This window comes from Lacticaseibacillus camelliae DSM 22697 = JCM 13995 (assembly GCF_001311195.1).
GTDB lineage: Bacteria > Bacillota > Bacilli > Lactobacillales > Lactobacillaceae > Lacticaseibacillus > Lacticaseibacillus camelliae.
In genome coordinates, this window is record NZ_BBAJ01000039.1 from 1 (window position 1) to 21,071 (window position 21,071).

21 protein-coding genes and 6 pseudogenes are annotated in these 21,071 nt (G+C 55.6%); 10 read left to right on the plus strand and 17 right to left on the minus strand.

Features of this window, described 5'->3' with window-relative positions:
• Positions 1-300: 300 nt before the first annotated feature.
• Both JCM13995_RS08210 and JCM13995_RS08215 read right to left on the minus strand, forming a co-directional pair.
• A pseudogene (locus JCM13995_RS08210) lies at positions 301-680 on the minus strand (CvfD/Ygs/GSP13 family RNA-binding post-transcriptional regulator).
• Positions 681-776: 96 nt separating this feature from the next.
• Entirely contained in the window at positions 777-1,325 is a 549-nt protein-coding gene (locus JCM13995_RS08215) for a peptidylprolyl isomerase (RefSeq protein ID WP_054664473.1), read from the minus strand.
• 119 nt (positions 1,326-1,444) lie between these two features.
• Here JCM13995_RS08215 and JCM13995_RS08220 point away from each other — a divergent pair, with 119 nt between their 5' ends.
• The 3 genes from JCM13995_RS08220 to JCM13995_RS08230 all read left to right on the plus strand — a co-directional run bounded on the left by JCM13995_RS08220 (position 1,445) and on the right by JCM13995_RS08230 (position 3,692).
• Positions 1,445-2,434 (plus strand): NAD(P)/FAD-dependent oxidoreductase, encoded by a 990-nt coding sequence (locus JCM13995_RS08220; protein ID WP_420843312.1) that lies wholly within the window; start codon positions 1,445-1,447, stop codon positions 2,432-2,434.
• Between the two features lie 15 nt (positions 2,435-2,449).
• A complete protein-coding gene (locus JCM13995_RS08225) occupies positions 2,450-2,971 on the plus strand; it encodes a phosphatidylglycerophosphatase A family protein (RefSeq protein ID WP_054664483.1) in 522 nt (173 codons plus the stop codon).
• 79 nt (positions 2,972-3,050) lie between these two features.
• Positions 3,051-3,692, plus strand: coding sequence for a VTT domain-containing protein (locus tag JCM13995_RS08230; protein WP_054664486.1), 642 nt, complete (start codon positions 3,051-3,053; stop codon positions 3,690-3,692).
• 44 nt (positions 3,693-3,736) lie between these two features.
• Here the strand turns inward: JCM13995_RS08230 and JCM13995_RS08235 are convergent, their stop codons facing one another.
• From JCM13995_RS08235 to JCM13995_RS08285, 13 genes and pseudogenes are all read right to left on the minus strand, one after another.
• Positions 3,737-4,954, minus strand: coding sequence for a hypothetical protein (locus JCM13995_RS08235; RefSeq protein WP_054664490.1), 1,218 nt, complete (start codon positions 4,952-4,954; stop codon positions 3,737-3,739).
• A gap of 12 nt (positions 4,955-4,966) precedes the next feature.
• The gene (locus tag JCM13995_RS08240) at positions 4,967-5,986 is read right to left on the minus strand and encodes an ABC-2 transporter permease (RefSeq protein ID WP_054664495.1); all 1,020 of its coding nucleotides are present in this window, start codon (positions 5,984-5,986) and stop codon (positions 4,967-4,969) included.
• Complete coding sequence (locus JCM13995_RS14470; RefSeq protein ID WP_156314384.1) at positions 5,983-6,156, minus strand: hypothetical protein; 174 nt, start codon at positions 6,154-6,156, stop codon at positions 5,983-5,985. Before JCM13995_RS14470 ends, JCM13995_RS08240 begins: the two co-directional genes overlap by 4 nt.
• A complete protein-coding gene (locus JCM13995_RS08245; protein ID WP_054664498.1) occupies positions 6,156-6,842 on the minus strand; it encodes an ABC transporter ATP-binding protein in 687 nt (228 codons plus the stop codon). The genes JCM13995_RS14470 and JCM13995_RS08245 overlap by 1 nt, the downstream gene beginning before the upstream one ends.
• 252 nt (positions 6,843-7,094) lie before the next feature.
• The gene (locus JCM13995_RS08250; protein WP_054664502.1) at positions 7,095-7,718 is read right to left on the minus strand and encodes a TIGR01906 family membrane protein; all 624 of its coding nucleotides are present in this window, start codon (positions 7,716-7,718) and stop codon (positions 7,095-7,097) included.
• Positions 7,719-7,721: 3 nt separating this feature from the next.
• Positions 7,722-8,498 (minus strand): TIGR01457 family HAD-type hydrolase, encoded by a 777-nt coding sequence (locus JCM13995_RS08255; protein WP_156314385.1) that lies wholly within the window; start codon positions 8,496-8,498, stop codon positions 7,722-7,724.
• 60 nt (positions 8,499-8,558) lie between these two features.
• Positions 8,559-9,041, minus strand: a complete 483-nt coding sequence (locus JCM13995_RS08260) for a YutD family protein (RefSeq protein ID WP_439645211.1) — start codon at positions 9,039-9,041, stop codon at positions 8,559-8,561.
• A gap of 83 nt (positions 9,042-9,124) precedes the next feature.
• A complete protein-coding gene (locus tag JCM13995_RS08265; RefSeq protein ID WP_156314386.1) occupies positions 9,125-9,382 on the minus strand; it encodes a hypothetical protein in 258 nt (85 codons plus the stop codon).
• Between the two features lie 53 nt (positions 9,383-9,435).
• Positions 9,436-10,063 (minus strand): annotated as a pseudogene (locus JCM13995_RS08270) (metallophosphatase).
• Positions 10,060-10,794: a YibE/F family protein gene (locus tag JCM13995_RS08275; protein ID WP_054664508.1), complete on the minus strand. Its 735-nt coding sequence runs from the start codon at positions 10,792-10,794 to the stop codon at positions 10,060-10,062. The pseudogene JCM13995_RS08270 and the gene JCM13995_RS08275 overlap by 4 nt, the downstream one beginning before the upstream one ends.
• Positions 10,781-11,029, minus strand: coding sequence for a YibE/F family protein (locus JCM13995_RS16995; RefSeq protein WP_263849624.1), 249 nt, complete (start codon positions 11,027-11,029; stop codon positions 10,781-10,783). Before JCM13995_RS16995 ends, JCM13995_RS08275 begins: the two co-directional genes overlap by 14 nt.
• Positions 11,008-11,829: a YibE/F family protein gene (locus JCM13995_RS17000; protein ID WP_263849625.1), complete on the minus strand. Its 822-nt coding sequence runs from the start codon at positions 11,827-11,829 to the stop codon at positions 11,008-11,010. Before JCM13995_RS17000 ends, JCM13995_RS16995 begins: the two co-directional genes overlap by 22 nt.
• Positions 11,830-11,845: 16 nt before the next feature.
• Entirely contained in the window at positions 11,846-12,163 is a 318-nt protein-coding gene (locus tag JCM13995_RS08285) for a hypothetical protein (protein WP_054664511.1), read from the minus strand.
• An 82-nt stretch (positions 12,164-12,245) separates the two neighbouring features.
• Between JCM13995_RS08285 and JCM13995_RS17735 the strand changes: the two are divergent.
• The 4 genes and pseudogenes from JCM13995_RS17735 to JCM13995_RS08305 all read left to right on the plus strand — a co-directional run.
• Positions 12,246-12,560 (plus strand): annotated as a pseudogene (locus JCM13995_RS17735) (glycerophosphodiester phosphodiesterase); the annotation flags it as partial.
• A gap of 79 nt (positions 12,561-12,639) precedes the next feature.
• Positions 12,640-13,557 (plus strand): glycerophosphodiester phosphodiesterase, encoded by a 918-nt coding sequence (locus JCM13995_RS08295; protein WP_054664517.1) that lies wholly within the window; start codon positions 12,640-12,642, stop codon positions 13,555-13,557.
• 64 nt (positions 13,558-13,621) lie between these two features.
• Positions 13,622-15,009 (plus strand): annotated as a pseudogene (pepV, locus tag JCM13995_RS08300) (dipeptidase PepV); the annotation flags it as partial.
• Between the two features lie 246 nt (positions 15,010-15,255).
• A pseudogene (locus tag JCM13995_RS08305) lies at positions 15,256-15,828 on the plus strand (biotin--[acetyl-CoA-carboxylase] ligase); the annotation flags it as partial.
• A 43-nt stretch (positions 15,829-15,871) separates the two neighbouring features.
• On the opposite strand, the gene JCM13995_RS08310 reads toward JCM13995_RS08305, so the two are convergent.
• The gene (locus tag JCM13995_RS08310; RefSeq protein WP_054664524.1) at positions 15,872-16,552 is read right to left on the minus strand and encodes a YjjG family noncanonical pyrimidine nucleotidase; all 681 of its coding nucleotides are present in this window, start codon (positions 16,550-16,552) and stop codon (positions 15,872-15,874) included.
• 116 nt (positions 16,553-16,668) lie between these two features.
• Here JCM13995_RS08310 and JCM13995_RS08315 point away from each other — a divergent pair, with 116 nt between their 5' ends.
• Positions 16,669-17,574: a biosynthetic peptidoglycan transglycosylase gene (locus JCM13995_RS08315; protein WP_054664527.1), complete on the plus strand. Its 906-nt coding sequence runs from the start codon at positions 16,669-16,671 to the stop codon at positions 17,572-17,574.
• 211 nt (positions 17,575-17,785) lie between these two features.
• Entirely contained in the window at positions 17,786-19,153 is a 1,368-nt protein-coding gene (locus JCM13995_RS08320) for a transglycosylase domain-containing protein (RefSeq protein ID WP_054664531.1), read from the plus strand.
• Between the two features lie 67 nt (positions 19,154-19,220).
• Here JCM13995_RS08320 and ccpA read toward each other — a convergent pair.
• A pseudogene (gene ccpA / locus JCM13995_RS08325) lies at positions 19,221-20,223 on the minus strand (catabolite control protein A).
• 188 nt (positions 20,224-20,411) lie between these two features.
• Here ccpA and JCM13995_RS08330 point away from each other — a divergent pair.
• Positions 20,412-21,071 (plus strand): M24 family metallopeptidase (locus JCM13995_RS08330; RefSeq protein ID WP_156314387.1); only part of this gene is annotated, 660 nt, incomplete at its 3' end.

Sequence of the window (21,071 nt, forward strand, 5' to 3'; positions counted from 1 at the left end):
GTTAAGGCAACTTTGATAGTATATCTTAGCAGCAGATTGATGTCAAACCCGAATTTTCAATGTGAATAAATATTCAACATCACCGAATGCGATGACCGGCCGGAATGGCCTGCCCGTTTGACAACAACAAATATCTTACCAGCCTTAAGCCCCTAGCGTCAACACAAATTTACTTTTTCGTGAAAAAAAGAATCAACGCCGAAAAACACCGGCCAAATTTAGTCGTAATAAGCCCCAATTCGGTCAATTACCCGAACGAATAATTATGCGTACCCGCGATTATTCGAAAAAAGCACACGATTACTTAATCGTGTGCGCGTCTAATATGTGCGAATACTCCGCAACCCAGCCATCGAGGTGGTCAGCAATGGGTTTAAACCGGCATGAACTTTACGATTCGTCCAGTAATGTTTGCGATGGCGGTAAGTTGTCATGGCCGGATCGGGCTGTAATGCTCGCACCGACAAACTAATTTTGCCGGAAAACTCGTCGATATCCAAAATAATCACCGAGACCCGCTGACCCACCTTAAATAATTCGTCGAGTGCCTTCACAAACCCGTGCTGGCACTCTGAGATATGAATCAGACCTTGATGCCGGTCATCCAACAAAACAAACACGCCATAAGGCTGGATGCCAGTTACCTTGCCGGTTACAATATCGCCAATTCGATAATTCAACTTGTCACTTCATTTCTATTGATAGTCACCTTGTCATTATAAAGAATTAAAACTCCCGGCTCAAATAAGCCTAGGCAATCTCAACAGATTCAATCGTCACTGCCGTATTAGCTTGTCGGCCGTGGTTTTGACCTTGCTGATTGCCTCGACGACATCCATGCCCTCGATCACTTGGCCAAAAACAGTATGGTGGCCATCGAGCCACGGGGTGCCGCCTTGCGCATAGGCTTTAATGATTTCCTCGGGGTAGCCAGCCGCTGGCATTTGAGCTTTCATCTGCGGATTTAAATGCTCGTTAGAAACCACAAAGAACTGACTACCGTTCGTGTTGGGCCCCGCGTTGGCCATCGACAAAGCCCCCTTCAGATTAAACAAATGCGCACTGAATTCATCTTCAAAAGGCTTGTCCCAAATGCTTTCACCACCAGCACCAGTACCTGTTGGGTCCCCGCCCTGGATCATAAAGTCTGGAATCACACGATGAAAAGTAATGCCATCGTAGTAACCGCGAATGGCGAGCCCCACGAAATTTTCAACCGCTTTCGGGGCCTGCTCCGGAAACAAAGCAAACGTAATGGTGCCCAGACTGGTTTTCATGATTGCGCGCTGCCCGGTAAAATCGCCTAACTCAAGTTGTGGATACATAACTGCCTCCTATTTTTCATGTTGGCAGTAGTATACCACAGGCCAAAGTCTGGACGTGGTTGAGCAGGCCAAAATATGATAGGGTTAGCCTGTTAATTCTTTTGATGAAACGAGGAACAATAATGGCATCTCATACATATGAAGTTACAGTGATCGGCGGCGGGCCAGTCGGCATGTTCGCCGCTTTTTATGCAGGTCTGCACAGTGCAGACGTTGCGCTAGTGGAAAGCCTGGCAAACCTCGGCGGCCAAACTGGCAATCTGTATCCCGCCAAGATTCTTTATGACATTGGCGGCGTACCCGGCATTAGCGGCGCAGATCTAATCAGTCAGCTGCAGCAGCAAGTCTCCCACTTCCATCCCACGATCATGACCGGCCGCACTGTTGAAACCATCGACCGCCAAGAAGACGGGACTTTTTTGCTGACCACCAGCCAAGGCGTCATTGCCACCAAAACTGTGATTATCGCGACTGGGGGCGGTGCCTTCACGCCGCGGCGGCTCGCCGTCGACTACGACCCTGCGCTCGACGACCAGAACGTGTTCTACTTTGTTCGCGACCTGGCCGATTTTGACAATCAAAAGGTCGCCATTGCCGGCGGTGGCGATTCGGCCATTGACTGGGCCCTAGCACTCGCGCCTCGCGCCCAGCACGTGGACCTCATTCACCGGCGCAATCAGTTCCGTGGACTCGAATCCAGTGTCGATCAGCTCCAGCAGAGTCCAGTGCAACTCCACACCCCATTTTTGATTGAAAGCGTCGACGCTGCCGCCAATCACCAAATCGAGGTCCGGTTGAAAGAGGTCCGCGGTGACCATACGGAAAGCCTAACCGTAGACAAACTGCTTGTTAACTACGGGTTCATGAGTGAAAATCGGCAGCTGCGCAACTGGGACGTGACGCTCGACCGCGGCAAGATTCAAGTCAACTCGCAAATGCAAACCAGCCGTGAAGGTATCTATGCGATCGGCGACGCGGCAAGCTACCCCGGCAAGCTCGACCTGATCGCCAGCGGCTTCGGTGAAGCGCCGATTGCGGTCAACGAGGCGCTGAGCTTCTTGTATCCCGACCGGCGTCAGGCCCTGCACAGCTCTCAGCTTTACCATTAAAAAGAGGTAATTTTTATGGCAGATCAACAAAGTGTCACGAATGAACAGAAGCTTTACGAACACACACTGGCCCTACTGCACGAACGCGGCGTGGAACCGCAGGCCATCGGCGAACTGGTGATGTTTTTACAGGCCAAGTTCATCCCCGGCCTCACCCTAGAAGACGCCACGGAAAGCGTCATGATTGTGCTCCGTAAACGTGAGGTGCAAAATGCCGTGATGACGGGCATCCAGCTGGACAAGCTGGCCGAGGCCGGCAAGCTCGACCAGCCGCTTCAGCACATTATTGAAGAAGACGAAGGTCTGTATGGTGTCGATGAGATTCTGGCCTTCTCGATTGTTAACGTATATGGGTCGATCGGCTTCACCAATTACGGCTACATCGACCGCGTCAAGCCGGGCATTTTGGCCAAGCTCAACGCCCATGAGCCGGGAATTATCCATACCTTCTTAGACGATATCGTGGGGGCAATTGCCGCCGCGGCAGCCAGTCGACTCGCCCACGCCCACCCGGAGCTGGAAGACGACAATTATTAAAGTTCTCCTAAGCGGGCGTTTTACCAGCCGATGACCCCGTATAATTATCGCAACTGAAACTCGTAAACGGAGGACAACGATGACCCAACTGATCGACTTTATCTTGCACATCGACACGCATCTCGTGACAATCGTCAACAGCTTTGGCAACTGGACTTACTTGATCCTGTTCGTCATGATTTTCATCGAAACGGGATTAGTCATTTTCCCGTTTTTGCCGGGCGATTCGTTGCTTTTCGCCGCCTGCGCCCTGGCCGCCAATGAGATTTACGGTCTGAACGTTTGGCTCCTGTTCGCCGTGTTCTTGGCGGCCGCCGTCATCGGCGACACCGTCAACTACGAAATCGGTCGCCACCTAGGTCTGGCCGCCTCGAACAGCTCGCGCTTCGGCCGCCTGATCAACCGCGAAAAGTTAAAGTCCGCCGAGGCCTTCTTCAACCGCCACGGCGGGAAAACCATCGCCATTGCCCGCTTCATGCCGCTGGTGCGGACCTTTGCCCCATTCGTGGCGGGCGGCTCCAACATGCACTACGGGAAATTCATCCATTACAATCTGCTCGGCGGGTTTCTCTGGGTGACCATGTGCTGCGTGGCCGGGTTCTTCTTCGGCAACCAGCCATTCGTCAAAGCGCACTTCTCGCTGGTCGTAATCGGCATCGTCGTGATCTCCCTGATTCCGATGCTGATCACGGCATTGCGCAGCCGTAAAACTGCTGCCTAAACCGTTAAAAACGGTTCGCCTCAACATAAGGCGAACCCGTTTTTTTATCGTGCTGCCGCAAAACGTAACCGCTGCCGCGCCATCTGGATCAAGCCCCCACAGATAAATAAGGCCAAGATCCAGGCCACAAAGGTTACGACCACAGTACCGAAGGCCACCTCACCGTAGCTGCCCGAGTGCAAGATGAGGTTAGGAAAAACGGTGTGCGCACTCGGCACATAGGTCCGCAGTGCCGGATCAATCAGCCCCAACAGCTGCAAGCGATTGGCGAACGCCACTACCGCAAGTACCAACATCCCCACCAGCAGGTTGCGGCTGACCAGACTGAGGCAAAACGCCAGCCCGGCAAACACCAGCCACCACAGATTGATCATCAGCCATTCTTGACCCAAGGCCTGCGCCAGCGACGTTGTGCCGACATGACTGTTCAGCGTGTAGACCAGTGGCTGCAGCCACGTACCGAATTCATGGCCCGGCAGCAGACTCATGGCAAGCAGCGTGCTGACGACCGCAATCAGTAAAATCAGGTTGATCAGCCCCAGCGTCACCCCGCCGCGGATCAGCGCCTGCTTCATCCCCGAAACTGGCGCAGTGCGCATCATCGTATCTGTTGTCAGCCGACGGTCCTGAAAATAGACGTAACAAAACAGCGTGAGGCCCATGATCAGCAGAAGTGCAGTCAACACCTCTGCATCCTTACCATTGCTAGCGGAGAAGTAATTTTGAAGGCCGAAAATCGCGGCAAAATTACCAGTCACTGATGTCATCGCGTCAACTTGAATCAGGCGGTTCGGCAGGTGCTTGACCATGTAACGCATCAGCGCGATCAGTTCGTCAGTATTGGGGCTGAGATAATTGAGCTCTTCAATACTTTTCACTGCCTGCGGATCTTCTTGAGCGGCCTTCAGGATGGCCTGATTCAGGTGCCGATAGTCGCGTTTTTGATAATCGGCCAGCATGGTTTCCATCAGCGCTTGCGCCTTGTTATCACCCTGCTGGACCGCAGGCAACTTGGCAGCCGCTTTTGTATCAGCCTTGATGTCATGTTCCAAGTAGCGCATATTCCAAGCGGCTTCACCGGCCGTCGTGGCCTTGTCCCAGTCGGTTTTAAACCCGGTTTCTGGGTAACCCACACCATGCCGTTGCAGGTGGTTTTCCCAGCCAACGCCCAAGGTCCCCATGACCGCTACGAGCATGATCAGCCAGAAGAGGTGCAAGAGCCACGGCTGTTTCTTCAGTTCCAGGATCACTTGTCCTTTCATCTCTGCTCCCCCTTATAGCCGCTGGCGCCGGCTGACGATCACCGCACACAGGCCGTACAAAGCCGCGGCCCAAGCAAGCAGAACTACGATGCCGCCGGCAATGCTGAGAATTGGCCACGCGGTTTGATGTGTGATCACGCCGCTGAAATCAAAATACCCGCTTGGCAGCCAACGCGCCACCCCGCGGCCCACTGACGATCCGGCCACCTGGTTTGTCCCAAACAGCAGCACTGCCGCACAAACGGCCAGATTCACGCCGAAGTTACCGCTGAACAAACTGACCAGCGCGCTCAGCATCATCATGAACAAGACCGCGGCCAACAGGATCAGGATGAGCAGCCCCATGAACTTCGCCATTGTCATGATCGCCACGTGCCGCCCATCAGGCGAGTACACCAGTGGGTACTGCCAGTTGCCCCAGCCAAATTTAAAGCCGACAATCAGATACACCGTCAACAGTGCGAGCCCGAACAGTGGGAGCGTCAACACCAAGACAGTCCCCATTCGCGCCGTCAGCAGCGCAAGCTTGTTGACCGGCAAATTATTCATAAACCGAATGGTGCCGGTCCGCTTTTCCGTAGTGAACAGCTGCCCGAGCTGTAGCGCAAACACGCCCAGGATCAACAGCGGCGACACATGCCGGAGAAACTGGAACGGCAAGTACGCGGCCGCCGGGACATCGGTTTGAGTCAGGGGCAGTTCACGCAAATGATGTAAGGCCAAGTACCGGTAAAACGTTACTTCCTTCTGCTGGCCTAAAAGGGTTGGGTCAGTGGGCCGATCGGGGTGATCGATCAAGACCAGGCCATCTGTTTGGCCCTGCCGAGTTTTTTTGAGGTTATAGCGCGCGTACTTCAACAGCGCCTGGTCCAGCTCCGTCGGCGTGTTCATCGGCACCGGACTGCTCACGCTTGCATTGAGCGTCATAATCTCCTGAAGATAGTCGCGCTGCGTGTACTTCTGGTTTAATTGCGCCGTTTGCTTGGCGGTCTTTGCGTGATCTTTTTCCAGCGTCTTGATTGTGCCAGTCACGGACTGCAACGCGGCCTGATAAGCGCCGTCGACTTCGCGAGCCGTGCTATCGGTTTGATCAAGCGCCAGGAAAAAGTGGTCAACAGCAGCAGCATAAAGGCCACGTATACCACTGCATTGGTGCTGCTAAACAGGTTCTTCTTGAGGTCGAACTTCAGCTGCGCGAACATCACGACGCCTCCGTTAAGAAGCGCGTCGTGTACTCCGCCATCATGTCCTGGCCATCGTTGGGTAGCGCGTCAAGCTTTTGATTCTTCAAAAAGAAGACTTGATCGCACACCCGGCCCACGCTGTCCATCTGATGAGACGACACCAAAAGCGTCTTGCCTTCCTCGCGCAGCTGGCGAAACATGGCTTCAAACTGCTGGATACTGCTGGGATCAAGGCCGTTTAGGGGCTCGTCGATCAGCATCGTCTGGGCATTGCTAACAATGTACATCGCCAGGAGCGCATGTTGCTTCATCCCCAGGGAAAGCCGCTTGATGCGCGTTTTGGCGTAGCTCTGCATGCCCAGCGAGGCGACGGTTTCGCCAATGTCGACCGGCGATTGCCACACCCGCTTAACGTACAGCAAGTGGTCTTGCACTGTCAGATCAGGGTATAAATTGGACGAGCTTTCCAGGAAAAAGAGCTGTTTGAGAAACTGCGTGTGTTTTTGCCGCTGGTCGATGCCATTCACTAAAACGTGTGCCTGGCCGACCGGCAGCAGGCCGCACAGCAAGCGCAGCAACGTGGTCTTCCCAGTACCGTTGGGCGCCACTAGCCCGGTGATTTGCCCGTCTGTCAGCGTGAAGCTGACGTCATCCAAAATGGGCTTGCGTTTGAACGCAAAGGTCAATCCCGTAACCGCTAACATTTTAATCGCCTCCTCATAATCAGCTTTAATATACCACCGTTTTTTTATATTCATATCGAATTTTAATAGTAAGCAAAAATTTTCTTTGTAGGGTATGAAAAAACAGGGTGAGGCATAATTAATCTAGTCGCGTTCCACAAAGCAACGCCCAGACACGCAAACGCCCCTGCATCGCGATTCGAAGTGCGAATCGTGATGCAGGGACGCCTGCGTTTTGGGCTAAAACCGCTTTGTGTCTCAGCCTCGAAAAGATCATTGCTGCATGCGCGCATCGCGGCGCCCACTGACAATGGCCCAGACCATCGCGAGCTCAAAGAGAATCAGTGCCAGTGCAAAGCACGCCGCGAAGAACTCCTCTGGCAGCACATTGATGATGGGATCGACCGCGGGGTCAAACAACCAGTCGGCATTACGAAACAGCAGATGATGAAACGTGATGAAGACTTCATTGAAGTTAACGGCCATGAGCACCCCCAGGATTACCGGCACCAGGGCGCCGACCGAGGCCTGACGGACCAGCAGCCAGCGGGTGTGTGTCCGCCGCATGCGCGCCAAAAGCCGCACTGCCGGGACCACTGTGATCAGAAACACCACGATGGCGAGGATAAACAGGTGCTTCACATCCGCGAAGTGCTGGGCGCCGCTGGCAGACCAGCGAAAGTCCGGTAGGTCGAAGGACATGCCCGGCACCTGCAAGTATGCCATCAGCCGCAGGTAATTATGGTACAGACGGCCCGCACTCATGTTGGCCACACCGCCAAGGTCTTCAAAGTGAATAAACAGTGGATACAGCAAGTAGGTCAGCAGCACCGTTGCCCACACGGCGGCGCTGATCACAAACAGCCACAAAAGCAGGCTTTGGCCAACTCGTTTCATTGATCAGACCTCCCAGTCTGCCAGGCTTGCCACCTGATGCGTCGGTTGCACCGTCTGAGCCTTGACCTGCTCGCGAGTGGAGATGCCAGTGTACACCAGCAGCGTGTCGACGCCCGCGTTAATGCCGGCCTTGATGTCAGTGTTGTAGTTGTCCCCCACCATCACGACCTGGTCGGCACGCATGTTCATTTTATGCAGGGCCTGGTCCATGATGATGCGCTCAGGCTTACCAATGTAAAAGGCTTTTTGCTGGGTGCTGCGCTCGACCAAGGCAATCACCGAACCGGCACCGGGGACGTGGCCGCGCTCGTTTGGCAGGTTTGTGTCCGCGTTGGTGCCGATGAACATCGCACCGCGCTGAATCGCCAACGTGGCCAGCTCAAACTTGTGGTAAGTAACGTCGTAGTCCAGCCCCACCACCACGTAATCCGGATCGACCTCGTTGAAGCGCAGGCCGACATCGAGCAGCGCCTGCTTAAGGCCCAGCTCACCAATGGCATAGACAGACTTGCCACTGCAATCCCCGCCGTTGGCTTGCTGGATCCAGCTCGCCGTCGCCAAAGCCGGGGTGTAGACCTGGCTGGGATCGGCGTGGACGTCGTGATTATGCGCCAGGTTCCAGCACACATCAGCCGGTGATTTCGTTGTGTTATTCGTCAAAAATAAAAACGGGATGTGCTTGGCCTGGAGGCGCTCGACGAAGGCCTTGGCCTCCGGGATGCGCTCCTTGCCGCGATACATCGTCCCGTCCAGATCGATCATGTAACCCTGATAACTCAAAATGACTCCTACTCCTCATTCGACTCGCGCGTGCGGATCGTAAAGTGACGCTTGCGCGGTTTATTTTTGGCCACGGTTTCGGCCTTGCCGCCATCGATGGTCGGCTGGTGACTCGTTTTTTTCTGTGTAAGGCTTACGGCTGGTGCGGTGATGCGCCCCACGACTTCTGCGGTGCGGTTTCGCAATCGGTGCATCAAGGCGCTCCAGCACGAAATAAGCACACCCAAAATTGCAATACTCGTACAGGTAGTCCTCAAGGGTCGAAATCAGTTGATCCTTGCTGGCCCGCGGATTGTCGTTTTGATAAAAACCGCGCAGGCGCAGCTGCTCATAGCCCCAGTCGCCGACAATGTAGTCATACTTGTCGAGAATGTCCATATAGCGCTCGGCAAACTTATCCTTGTCAAAGGCCTGTTTGTGATCAAGCACCAGCTGATACCGCCGGCCACCGACTATGATCATGTCGGGCGCCACCTGCAGGATCTCGACAATCGGTTCGGCCGGCTTATGCTCTGGCCGCTCTTTTACCGTTCGCTCTGCCATGGCCATCCTCCTTGCACTTTTGATAAGTACTAGTATAACACGCGCCTTGCGGTAACGAAAAAGGCGTCAACAAATGCGGCGCCTCACTGCGGTTGTTCAAGTTTTGCAAACGCAGCCTTGAGTTTTGGCTGCTCTTTCTCCGGCAAAAGCAGTGCCAGCTGCGGCCAGAAACTGAATTCCAAATAATCCTTCGAGAAGTCCCCCTGTGCTAGCTTGCGAAACCCCAGCGTCAACAACGCGTTGGCCTGGGCTGCCTCGGCTTTTGGCGCGAGCGTCAACACGGTGCGCCGCAGCGCCTGCAATTCACTGGTGACCTGCTGATTCATCCCCGTCGCCCCCATTTCTGATGCTTCTAGTCTACTAGGAAAACGGTTAGAAATCAATGTGAACTTCTCTAATTATCATCAGAGCCATTGGCGTGGGCTTTTAAGAAGGCCTGCTTGGCAGTGAACAGCGCGTGAATCTCACTGGCGCTCAAGGGACTGCCCCAAGCAACGCCGCGACGGCCGGCACCAGCTCCCGCTCTGGCGCATCCACCCCAACATTGATGTCCTCGGCAATCGGCATCATGCTGTGATGAATGTGGCCATGCAGGTTCAGGGTCTGCTTCGTGATGCCCAGCATCATCGGGTAGTGCGTCATGATGAACTGGGTGTGATCGTCCTTGATGATGGTCCCCACTGAATGGAATAAAAACTTGGGCTGACCGTGCCACCCAGGATCATTTTTGTGCAGAAATTTGAACCGCGCCTGGTAGTCGTGGTTACCCTTGATGAAATCGATCTGGCCGTGCAGCTGGCTCAAAATGGCCAGAACATCCGCCTCGGTGGGCATCGCCTTGGGATTCATGGCAATGTCACCCAGGTGGTAAACCCGGTCATTGTCGTCATCAACGCGGGCATTCCAAGCGTTGATCATCGCCTGGTTCATCGCCGCCACCGAGTCAAACAGGCGAGGGGCAAACTGGTTGTTGCCGAGCAAGTCAGCATGAAAAAGTGCGTATCCGCAATAAAGTAGTTCAAGCGTGGTTTCCTTTCTCTCTCGTTTTCACGACCCACATGGTGAGCGGCACGGTCAGCGTGACGGCAATCATTGAAAATAAGACCTGAATCAGCTCGCCGGCGAAGATCTTGTTGTTCAGCACCTGCCAGAACGGGTACTTCAACTGGGTGAACCAGATAAACAGGCCCGCAAAACCGCCGAAGAAGCCGAAAAACAGCGTATTCAGCGCGGTGCCAATGATCTCGCCACTCATTTTGGTCAGCCCTTGCGCGGTGGCGTGACCGCCGAGCTCGGCCATGCCCGCGGCCACCGCCACGGCGGCCTCAGCAATCGCGCCCAGCGTAGAGAATAGAGCGGTCGCGATCAGGATATTCTGGAAGGAGACCCCAATCAGCAGGTTGTACCCTTCCAGCTCTTCAGAGTCTTCAGTCCCAAAGCCTTGAACATGGGCGAGGCTCACGCCGATCACGATCACCGCCAGCACCAGCACGGTCACCAGCAGCGATGCGACAAACGCGGTCGCCGCCACATTGCTGTCTGCGGTCGACAGGAAAATGGTGGTGGCCAGAACGATAAAGGCAATGACCACGGCCACGCCGATCGCATTAAACCCACCGGCGATCAGGATCACCGCCAAAACCATCAGGACTAAATTAATCAAAAGCGCCATAAAATTGCTGAATCCTTGCTTGCCGCCAACTAACAGCATCAAAATCAGCAGTGCGAGAAGTAATGCTTCAAATGTGCTCATCAGCTGCCCCCTTGCCGGCAATGGTGGCCAGACCGGCCGTCAGCGGCACTGCCAGGACAATGCCAAAGGCCGAAACCAGCGCTTGGGCAAAGCCCAGGCCCATCACCCAGATAAACGTCTGCGTCAGCGCATTGTCATTGCGCAGCCACAGAATGCTTTCACTGAAGGTGTCCGCAATGAAGATCATGAACAGCACGGCGATCAGCGGACCCATCACGTTGCGCCCAATCGCCATTCCGGCCTTGAACCGCGCTTGGGGTCGTGCGGCAGCTGCATCACCGCCACGGCAATATCGTTACTTTCATCCAATACCGCGCCGAGCGACCCGATAATGATTTGGACGAAAAATAGCAGCTGGGGCACCTGCGTCACGTAATTCATCGCCTCAATGTGCAGGTCGCGGTAATTCGTCAGGCTGAAGAGCGCATAGCCCAAGGCGACCGCCAGCCCAGTCGCGCCAATGGTAGCCGTGGCGATCACTGCCGCCTGCCGGGAAAACCCGGCGATGAACACCGTGGTGACCAGCGTAAATAACACCGCCATACAGGAGAACAACAAGTACGCCAGCTGCTGATTGGCCGGCGAAGTTTCCAGGTGAAGCGTGACAAGCAGTAAGAGCACATTGGCAAACAAACTGCCGAACGTCAGCCAGACGCGCCGCTTCACGACCAGCGCCATCAAAACCAGCGTCGCCGCAAGCAGGCCCAGCACCACGCCGTCGCGCTTGACGTCCAACATCTGATAACCGCCGTTTTGCCGTTGGACAAAAACTGATTGCCCTGTGCGCAAACGCGCATCCATCGCCCCAGAAGCCGAGAACGTGTTGCCAAAACGGACCAGATGCCCACGCCTGCTGGTGTTAAGTAGTTGCCCAGTGATGTGCTGTTTCGTCGTATGATCGACGTTGTCAAAATTGTCCACCGCCCGCTGCGCGCGATCATTGTTTACGAAAGTCACGCGCACCACCGGCTGAGTGTAGAGCGGCGCATCAAACGCACACAAACCGAATACCAGCAAAAAAGCCAGGATGGGCAAGAGCCAGCGCCACTGCTTACCCGATATGATTTTGCTGCAAAATTTCTTCATACGCATCCTTCACCGGCCCAGCCGGCTTATCCCAGACTTCCCACTGCTGAATGTCAAACGGCGGAAACTGGTAATGCGAGTTAATGTATGCCTCATAAACGCGGACAGCATTTGAATGTGGGATATTGAGCTGCAGAATGCGAACCTGTTTGATCAGGCCCTTAATCGCCGCTTTTTCCGCACGCCCGTTCATCATGACGTTTCCAAGTTCCAGGTAGGTGGACCCGTCGTTCAGCGTGATCTCCTGAATCAGATCAAACGTTTGATAATCTTGTTGTTCCATGGTTTCCTCCTCGCCAAGTCACACACTTGTTGATAAAGTGTGCTAAAGTTTTTTTATTAGTAACCGAAAGGAGTGGCGCGTGATGTCGAGATGGTCTCTGGCTGCATTACTTTGCAGCCTGTACTTGCTGCTGACCGGTTTTGTCGTCATCGGCCACCGAGGCGACCCACTGAAAGCGCCTGAAGAAACCTTTCAAAGCGATGACCTGGCCTTCCAAGACGGCGCCCAATACGTCGAGCTCGACGTGTGGGAATCGGCAGACGGCGTGGTGGTCATTCAGCACGACCCCAACACTCTGCGGACGACCGGGGTGAGCGCCGAAATCGCGCAGACGCCCTACGCGACATTGCAAGGTTATCATACCAAAAATGGCGAGGCCGTTCACAGCCTCCAGGAACTCTTTACCCATTATCAACACGGCAACCAAAAGTTCCTGATTGAAACGAAAATTAAAAAAAGGTGTCCCCCATCCGCAGTTGGAACAGAAAATCGCGGATCTGGTGAACCAGTACGGCATGCAAAAGCGCGTCATGTTTCACTCGTTTTCGCTGAGCAGTTTAAAACGCCTGCAGAAGGTCCTGCCCGAGTGTCCGCGCCTTTTCATCGTCGGCTCGCTAAAGCGCATTAACTACTCGGTGTTTCAGTATGTCAACGGGGTCGACATCTCGACCGACCTCCTGACGCCTCAGCTGGTCAGCTCGCTGCACGCGGTCAACCAGAAAGTTTACGCCTGGGATGAAATGACAGAAACGCCTGCCAAGTGGCAGTGGCTGGCCAACCTCAACATTGATGGCGTCGTGACCAATTATCCGGCCATTGCCCACCAGTACGCGGAACTGAAAGCGGACGCAGTCACGGTGCACAAGGAAGGACTGGCGACCAACGTCTCCAGTGCCGCCTTGCCAATCGTCAGAAATCCCTACACCCCGACGCCGACCGGCAAAACGGTACCGGCCCGTGCCGCCTTTGAAGTCACCAAAGCCGTTGAAGGCAAGGCGGGCACCTATTACCAGATCAGTCAGAACCAATTTGTGCCGGCTCTGACCGTTGCCTTGGCCCCGCAGGCCGGCACGCTTAACCAACTGATCGGCCAAAGGGCCTGGATCCACACCAAGCGGTTAGCCGTTGCGGTGCACCCCAGTCCAAACGCCGAAAGCGGCCGCAGCACACTGGCCTTGAACAACTCACCAATCACGATCGACGCTGTGCATCAAGCCGGCAACACAACGTGGATCCACATCGCTGCCGGCTGGCTCAAGCTTTCCCAGTGTCTGCTGAGGTCCCCCATCAGCAGCTTACAGCTGAGTCCGCACACGCCGCCTTTGCCTGCGACCGCCGTTGCCCTCCGCTTGACGCCCAAATCCGATTTGCTGAACCTGCCGATTCTCGGATAGTTTTTGTTGGTGCCGGCGCTCATCGATATGATATGGTTTAATTAATCAACTATAGAAAGCAGGGATGACCATGACCAACTGGCAAGACGAAGCTGAAAAGATCCGCCCACAGCTGCTGTCGGACCTCAAAACACTGCTCGCAATTGATTCTTCTCGAGACGTTGCACACCAAACAGACGAGTTTCCCCTTGGCCCCGGCCCCGCCAAGCGCTGCAGGCCATGTTGGCGATTGCCAAGCGCGACGGCTTTGACACATTAAACGTCGATAACGTCGCCGGCCGCATTGCGTACGGCACCGGCGACGAGATCTTCGGATTGTTTGGCCACATGGATGTCGTTCCCGCCGGCCCTGGCTGGGACACCGATCCGTTCACGCCCGTGGAGAAAAACGGGCGGCTTTACGCCCGCGGTTCGTCGGACGACAAAGGGCCGAGCATCGCCGCCTACTACGCGTTGAAAATGGTGCGTGATATGGGGCTGCCTGTGAATAAACGGATCCATTTTATCATCGGCACCGACGAGGAATCCGCCTGGGTCGGGATCAACCGCTACTTAGAAAAAGAGCCGACGCCCGATTTTGGCTTCTCCCCTGACGCGGAGTTTCCCATCATCAACGGCGAAAAAGGCATTGCGACCTTTGCCATCACCTTCAAACCGCAGCCGGCAGCTCCGAGTGCGCTGACTTTGACTAAGTTCACCGCCGGGCTGCGCGTCAACATGGTGCCGCAAAGCGCCACTGCAACGCTCAGCGGAAAGGTCCCAGCGGATTTGGCGTCACTGATCAGCAAAAAGGATCAGCAGCCAGGCATTACCGTCTCCAGCGAACCAACTGCAGATGGCATTGCGATCACCCTAATAGGGAAGGGCGCCCATGCGCAGGAACCAAAGGACGGCATCAACGCCGCAACGCACCTGGCTGCCTTGCTTGCCGACCTTGACCTAGATCCGGCAGGCCACGCCTATGTCCAGGCGATTGCCGCGCATATGCACGAGGACTCCCGCGGCCACCTGCTGGGCATCAATCACACGGACAACCTGATGGGCGAGCTGACCGCCAGCCCGGACCTGTTCGCCTACAGCCCGAATGGCGAGCAAAGCGTGATGCTCAACGTCCGGTACCCGCAAGGTGTCACGCCAGATCAGATCATTGCGGCCATCACCAAGACCTTAGGCGCAGCCAATGTGTCTGTTGAGGTTTCGGGCCACGCCCAGGCCCCACATTACGTTCCCAGCGACGATCCGCTGGTCAAGACCCTGCTCGATGTCTATGAAAAGCACACCGGCCAGCCTGGCCACGAGCAGGTGATCGGCGGTGGGACATACGGCCGGATCATCAAGCGCGGGGTTGCCTTTGGGGCGCTGATGCCAGACGCAGAAAACGTCATGCATCAGGCCAATGAGTACATGTCGATCGATAGTCTGATTCAAGCCGTGGCCATTTACGCCGACGCATCAGTCGGTTGGCCAAGTAGAAATAAAAAGCCGCGCAATGGCCGCGGCTTTTTTGCCGGAGGAAAGTATGGCTCTCACCCAAGCACTGCAAAACCAGCTGCCAGAAAAATGGCGGGCCGGCCTGCAAGTTTTTGATCGCATCGATTCCACCAACCTTGAAGCGGCGCGCCAGCTAGAATCTGATCCGCAACTGCCCTTGCTGCTAGTTGCCAGCGCCCAAACCGCCGGCATCGCCGCCGCGGCCGGACGTTTGTGTCACCGGCAGCCACGGGACTGTACTGGACGGCAGTGTTCACCCTGCCAGCCGCCACCCCGCAGGGACTCGTCACCCCAGCGGCTGGGGTCGCCCTGCAAGCGGCGGTCACCTCCGCACTAGACGTGCCAACCCAGCTCAAGTGGGTCAACGACCTGATCAACGCCAGCGGCAAAGTCGCCGGCATTTTGGCGCAGGCAGTCTCAGGAAATTGCCCGCACCTCATCGTCGGCATTGGCATCAATCTGGCACCTGACCCTAAGCGCCAATTGGCGGCCCCGGGCCAACCCATCGGCAGTCTCCTTCCGGCGATTCCAGATGACGCCACCAAGGCCGCATTGGTGGCGCAGTGGGCGGCTCACTTCGATTCGCTGCTTCGCCAGGCTCACCTGATCATGCCGGCCTTTCGGGCCCACGCCGCCTGGCTCGGCGAATTGGTGACACTGAGTGAACCGGCACACGTCACCGTCGGCCGCCTAGTCGGGTTTGCTGACGACGGGGCGATCATCCTGGACACCGCCAACGGTGAGCAGCAGTTTCACGACGGGACCCTGCGCCGCCGCTGAAAAATCAGGCCTGTGCGAGCAACACGCCGCACAGGCCTGATTTTTATTCGGCGACAATTTTGGTCAAATCGGAAAACTCGCTGAGCTGGTAAACCGGCGTGATCGTCGTGCGGTTGGGCAACAGATGGGGATTAAACCACACCGAGTCGATTTTGGCGTTTAAGCCGCCCTGCACGTCAGATGTCAGGGAATCGCCAACAATCAGCGTCTGTCTGGCATTGAAGTGGGGGATCCGTTTGGTGACGTAATCGAAGAAGGCCACCGTGGGCTTAGGCGCGCCAATCACATCAGAGACAAAAATATCGGCAAAGTAATCGATCAGTTTGGCTTTCGTCAGCCGCGCGTGCTGGACCGGCTCGATGCCGTTGGACACGATGTACAGGCGATAATCGCGGAGTGCCTCCAGCGTCTCAGGGACGTGCGGCAGCACAATGGCCTGCTGATCGAGCCGTTTGTGGTAACTTTTCTCGGCCGCCAGTCCGTCCGCGTCCACCTTGAGCTCGGCAAACAACTGCGTGAAGCGCCGGGTGAAGATTTGGTCACGGGGGATCTTCCCGGCTTCAAACGCCTCCCACAGGCCAGCGTTGATGGTCAAGTAACGCGCCTCAAGCGCTGGTGTGTATTGAATACCCAGCGCTTTGATCGTCTGCTCCAAGCAGATCAACTCGCCGGCCTTAAAATCCAGTAGTGTGTCATCCACGTCAAACAAAATCGTGTTGTACATGCCGTGCCTCCCAAAAGTGTCTTACCAGTAGTCTATCACGCAGCCAAAACACCGGTTCAGTTTTTGGGGTATAATACCACCAAGTATTCGCAACTGATCACAGGGGGGAAGAAACAGTGACTAAAAACCGCCGCGCAGGCAGCCAGCAATCGAAACGTGAGCCACTACCGAAACTGACTCGGCAGACCTGGCCGCTTTACCTTCAAACGGCCCTGCGCACCATTAAATCGCTGATCTACTACGGCGTTGGCTTTGCCATCATTGCCGGCGCGTTCGGGATTGGTCTGCTGGGCGGCTACTTTGCCTCAATCGTGGATAACACGACTGTTCCCGCCAAGGCCGTGATGACCCGCACGCTGAACAACGTTGAAACCTCCACGCGCCTGTACTACGCCAATAACGTCGAAATCGGCCCGGTCAAAAGTGACCTGCTTCGCGACACCACGACCCTCGAAAACGTCTCACCGTGGTTGCAAAAAGCCATTGTCAGCACCGAAGACGAGGATTTTTGGACCAATAAAGGCGTCGTGCCCAAGGCGCTGGTCCGGGCAGTCATCACCGAGCTGACCGGCTTAGGCGGCCAGACCGGAGGCTCAACGCTGACCCAGCAGGTCGTCAAACTGCAGTTTCTCAACTCGCAGACGACCTTTAAACGCAAGGCGACCGAGATTATGCTGGCGCTGCGCTTAAATAAGTACTACTCCAAACAGCAGATCCTGGAGGAGTACCTCAACATCATCACGCTCGGCCGCAATCATAATGGGCAAAACATTGCCGGCGTGCAAACCGCTGCCCAAGGGTTGTTTGGCAAGAACGCCAAGGACTTGAACCTGGCCGAAAGTGCCTTTATCGCGGGACTGCCGCAAAGCCCGTCCGCCTATACGCCGTACACCAATACCGGCGCATTCAAGCACGACTTGAACCCTGGACTGAACCGGCAAAAAAAACCGTCCTGTTCCGGATGTACCGCGCCGGGACCATCACGGACAAGCAGTATCAAGAGGCTCGCACCTTTGACTTAAAGGCCGCCTTTTTAAAGCCCGGTAACGCCAGCACTGCCAATCAGTCTTCCGGTTATGTCTATAATACCGTCGAAGCGGAAGCGCAGACTATCTTGGGTCGCCAGCTAGCCAAAGCTGATGGTCACACGACCACTGACCTGAACAAGAATGCCGCCTTAAAGGCACCTACGAAAAAGAGGCAAGCCAGCAGCTCACGACTCGCGGCTACCGGGTGCACTCAACGATCAACAAGCAGGTGTACGACGCCATGCAGGGCGTGGTCGAGCAGTACAGAGGCAGCTTTGGGGCGACCTACACGAGCGTCGTCAGAAACCCGACCACCGGCGGCTACTCGCAGGTGCGCCAGCCCGTGCAAAATGGGACCGTGCTGCTGGACAACCAGACCGGTGCGATCCTCGGTTTTGTCGGCGGCACTGCCGGCGAAGTCAACCATATTTACACCAAGCGCAGCCCCGGGTCCTCGATCAAACCGACGGTGGTATACGGCCCGGCAATCGAAAATCACCTCATTGGTTCCAAAACCATGATTGCCGATTTTAAGACCAACTTTTCCGGCTACTCCGTCACCGATTACGGCGGCGTGATTTTAAATAAATTCGTCGACGCCACCACGGCGTTAAAGAACTCCTACAACATCCCTGCCGTAAACCTGTATAACGAGGTCATGAAGAAGGTCAACGTCAAGTCGTACATGCAGAAAATGGGTGTCACCAGCCTGACGGACGACGACTACGCAAACTTGGGGCTGGCCCTGGGCGGAGCGAAATACGGCGAAACGGTCCAGGAAGCGGCTGGCGCCTTCGCGACGTTTGCCCGCGGCGGCACCAGCGTGACCCCATACGTCATCGACAAAATCGTCGATCCCACTGGCAAGGTCGTTTATCAGCACAAGCAGCAGCCGCGTCAGGTATTTTCCAAAGCCACGAGCTACATCATCAGTCAAATGCTTCACCAAACTGTCACGTCCGGGACCGGGATCACGGCCGGCAGCAACGTCGCCTTTAACGCAACCAACCTGTTTGGGAAAACCGGGACCTCGAATGATTATAAGGACCTCTGGTTCATCGGCTCGACGCCTGGCATCACGATGGCCAGCTGGATGGGCTACGACAACGAAAACGGCGCCAACCACGTGATGAACTCAAACAGCTCCGCCATTAACCAACGCTACTGGGCAGCGTTGGCGAACGCGGCTTACCGCTACATCCCCCAGCAATTTAAAGTCAATGATGCCATGACTGAGCCTAGTGGCGTGCGCGCCGTGGCGGTCAACAGCAGAACTGGTGAGAAAAACGGTAAGGTCACCATTGGTGGCTCGACCATCAACTTGAGCGGCGCGACCACCACTAGTCTGTACAACAATTACACCCCTGGCGTCACGCAAGCTCAATTTGGCATCGGCGGCACGGCCAAGAACTACGCTGATTTCTGGGCGGGCCTTAGCGGCACTGGCAAGGCCGACAAGCCTACTGCGGCCGGCTCTTCAAGTTCATCAAGTGCCTCAAGCGCGTCGAGCAGCTCCAGCAGTGAAGCAAGGAGCAGCGCTGCCAGCAGTTCCGCACCACCAGCGGAAAAATAAACCACCAAAAAAGCACCCCGCAGCCAGAAAATTCTGGCTGCGGGGTGCTTTGAAGTTGAACGCGTGATTAGCGCGTCGACTTGCGGGTCGTGATATCAAAGCCTAGGCGAATCGTCTTTTCGTCAATATCTTCCTTGTTCATCATCTTGGTGAGCAGGCGCATCGCCACGGCACCAATGTCGTACAGCGGCTGATCGATCGAGGTCAACTGCGGCCGCGCCATTTCCGTCAGCTTCGTGTTGTTAGAAGTGATGAGCTGGAAATCAGCCGGAACCTTGACGCCAGCATCAAGGGCACCATCCAGCACCCCGACAGCCACTTCATCGTCACCGACAACGGCCGCGTTCGCACCGGCCTTTTGCAACTGATTGAACAGGGAAAGACCGGCGTGATAGCTGGTCTCAGTTTCAAAGACAAAACTTTCGTCGTAGGCCAGACCAGCCTTTTCCAAAGCCTGCTTGTAACCTTTCAGCCGGTACTGCCCATTAATCGGCTGGTTCAGGGGTCCGGTGACCAGTGCGACCTGCTTGGAGCCGGCGTTGATCAGTTGAGTCGTGGCAGCTTCCACTGCGGCCACGTAGTCAATGTTGACCGAGCCCACCTGCTCGTCTGGGTCCACTGAACCCGCCAAGACGATGGGCGTCTTGCTGCGGGAGAATTCCTGACGAATGTTGTCAGAGATATCGTTGCCCATGTAGATCAGCCCATCGACCTGCTTGGCCAGCAAGGTGTTGAGGACCTGGACCTCTTTTTGGGAATTCTCATCCGAGTTAGCCAGGATGATGTTGTACTTATACATGGTGGCCACATCGTCGATCCCCCGCGCCAGGCTGGAGAAGAACATATTAGTGACATCCGGGATGATGACCCCGACCGTGGTCGTCTTTTTTTGAAGCTAACCCGCGGGCAACCGCGTTTGGCCGATAGTCCAACTTGTCGATGACTTCCAGGACCTTTTTCCGGGTCGCCGGCTTCACATTCGGGTTCCCGTTGACGACCCGTGATACAGTCGCCATACTGACACCGGCCTCGCGGGCAACGTCATAAATCGTGATTGTTTGTTTTTCCATTTCGATTCTCTCCTCACACAGGCGTTTGGCCTGCGTTTAATTTCCAACCTACTGTAGCAAAAGTAAATCAACAATGCAAGCGTTTTACTGAATTTTTCACGGTAATTTTCATGAGGTCTTTTCAGAAAGCTGACAGACCGCGCCTATGATATACTAACTAGGCCAAAATACCTTTAGGAGGTCTCACCATGAACGAACATCTGACCCAACTTCAGCACTGGGTGCAAGCCGAGAATCTCGATGTTGCCTACATCAGTAACTTCACCAATATCAACTACTTCACCGGTTTCTTCTCCGATCCCGAGGAGCGCGTCACCGGTCTGTTTGTCTTTCCTGACCAGGAGCCGCTACTGTTCGTCCCGGCCCTTTCCATCGAGGCCGTCAAGAAAACGGGCTGGCCTTACGCCGTCGCCGGCTACTTGGACCAAGAAGACCCGTTTGCGCTGATCGCCGATGAGATCAAAAAGCGCAGCCCGCAGCCACTTCAATGGGGGATTGAAAAGGATGACCTCGCTGTATTCAAGTTTGAGGCGATCATGCGCGAGTTCCCTCAGGCCGCGTTTCCCGCCGATGCCAGCCGCTTCATTGAGGGCCTGCAGTTGATCAAGACGCCGGCGGAGATCGCCCAGATGGCAGAAGCCGGCCGCCAAGCAGACCGCGCGTTTACCGCCGGCTTCAACGCGCTGAAGACCGGCATCACCGAACAAGGCGTGGTGGCTGAGATTGAATACGCCATGATGAAGGAGGGCGTCATGCACATGTCCTTCGACACAATCGTGCAGGCAGGCGTGGACGCGGCCGACCCGCACGGCGGCCCGGAGCAAGTTGCCATCAAGCCCGGTGAGCTT

What these genes read in the sequence shown, in the direction of transcription:
- JCM13995_RS08310 (WP_054664524.1), bottom strand. Translation starts at nt 16,552, where the DNA reads ATGTACAACACGATTTTGTTTGACGTGGATGACACACTACTGGATTTT.
- JCM13995_RS08285 (WP_054664511.1), bottom strand. Translation starts at nt 12,163, where the DNA reads ATGGAACAACAAGATTATCAAACGTTTGATCTGATTCAGGAGATCACG.
- JCM13995_RS08260 (WP_439645211.1), bottom strand. Translation starts at nt 9,041, where the DNA reads ATGGCAGAGCGAACGGTAAAAGAGCGGCCAGAGCATAAGCCGGCCGAA.
- JCM13995_RS08225 (WP_054664483.1), top strand. Translation starts at nt 2,450, where the DNA reads ATGGCAGATCAACAAAGTGTCACGAATGAACAGAAGCTTTACGAACAC.
- JCM13995_RS08250 (WP_054664502.1), bottom strand. Translation starts at nt 7,718, where the DNA reads ATGAAACGAGTTGGCCAAAGCCTGCTTTTGTGGCTGTTTGTGATCAGC.
- JCM13995_RS08235 (WP_054664490.1), bottom strand. Translation starts at nt 4,954, where the DNA reads ATGAAAGGACAAGTGATCCTGGAACTGAAGAAACAGCCGTGGCTCTTG.
- JCM13995_RS08245 (WP_054664498.1), bottom strand. Translation starts at nt 6,842, where the DNA reads ATGTTAGCGGTTACGGGATTGACCTTTGCGTTCAAACGCAAGCCCATT.
- JCM13995_RS16995 (WP_263849624.1), bottom strand. Translation starts at nt 11,029, where the DNA reads ATGGCGATTGGGCGCAACGTGATGGGTCCGCTGATCGCCGTGCTGTTC.
- JCM13995_RS08230 (WP_054664486.1), top strand. Translation starts at nt 3,051, where the DNA reads ATGACCCAACTGATCGACTTTATCTTGCACATCGACACGCATCTCGTG.
- JCM13995_RS14470 (WP_156314384.1), bottom strand. Translation starts at nt 6,156, where the DNA reads ATGTTCGCGCAGCTGAAGTTCGACCTCAAGAAGAACCTGTTTAGCAGC.
- JCM13995_RS08275 (WP_054664508.1), bottom strand. Translation starts at nt 10,794, where the DNA reads ATGAGCACATTTGAAGCATTACTTCTCGCACTGCTGATTTTGATGCTG.
- JCM13995_RS08265 (WP_156314386.1), bottom strand. Translation starts at nt 9,382, where the DNA reads ATGGGGGCGACGGGGATGAATCAGCAGGTCACCAGTGAATTGCAGGCG.
- JCM13995_RS08215 (WP_054664473.1), bottom strand. Translation starts at nt 1,325, where the DNA reads ATGTATCCACAACTTGAGTTAGGCGATTTTACCGGGCAGCGCGCAATC.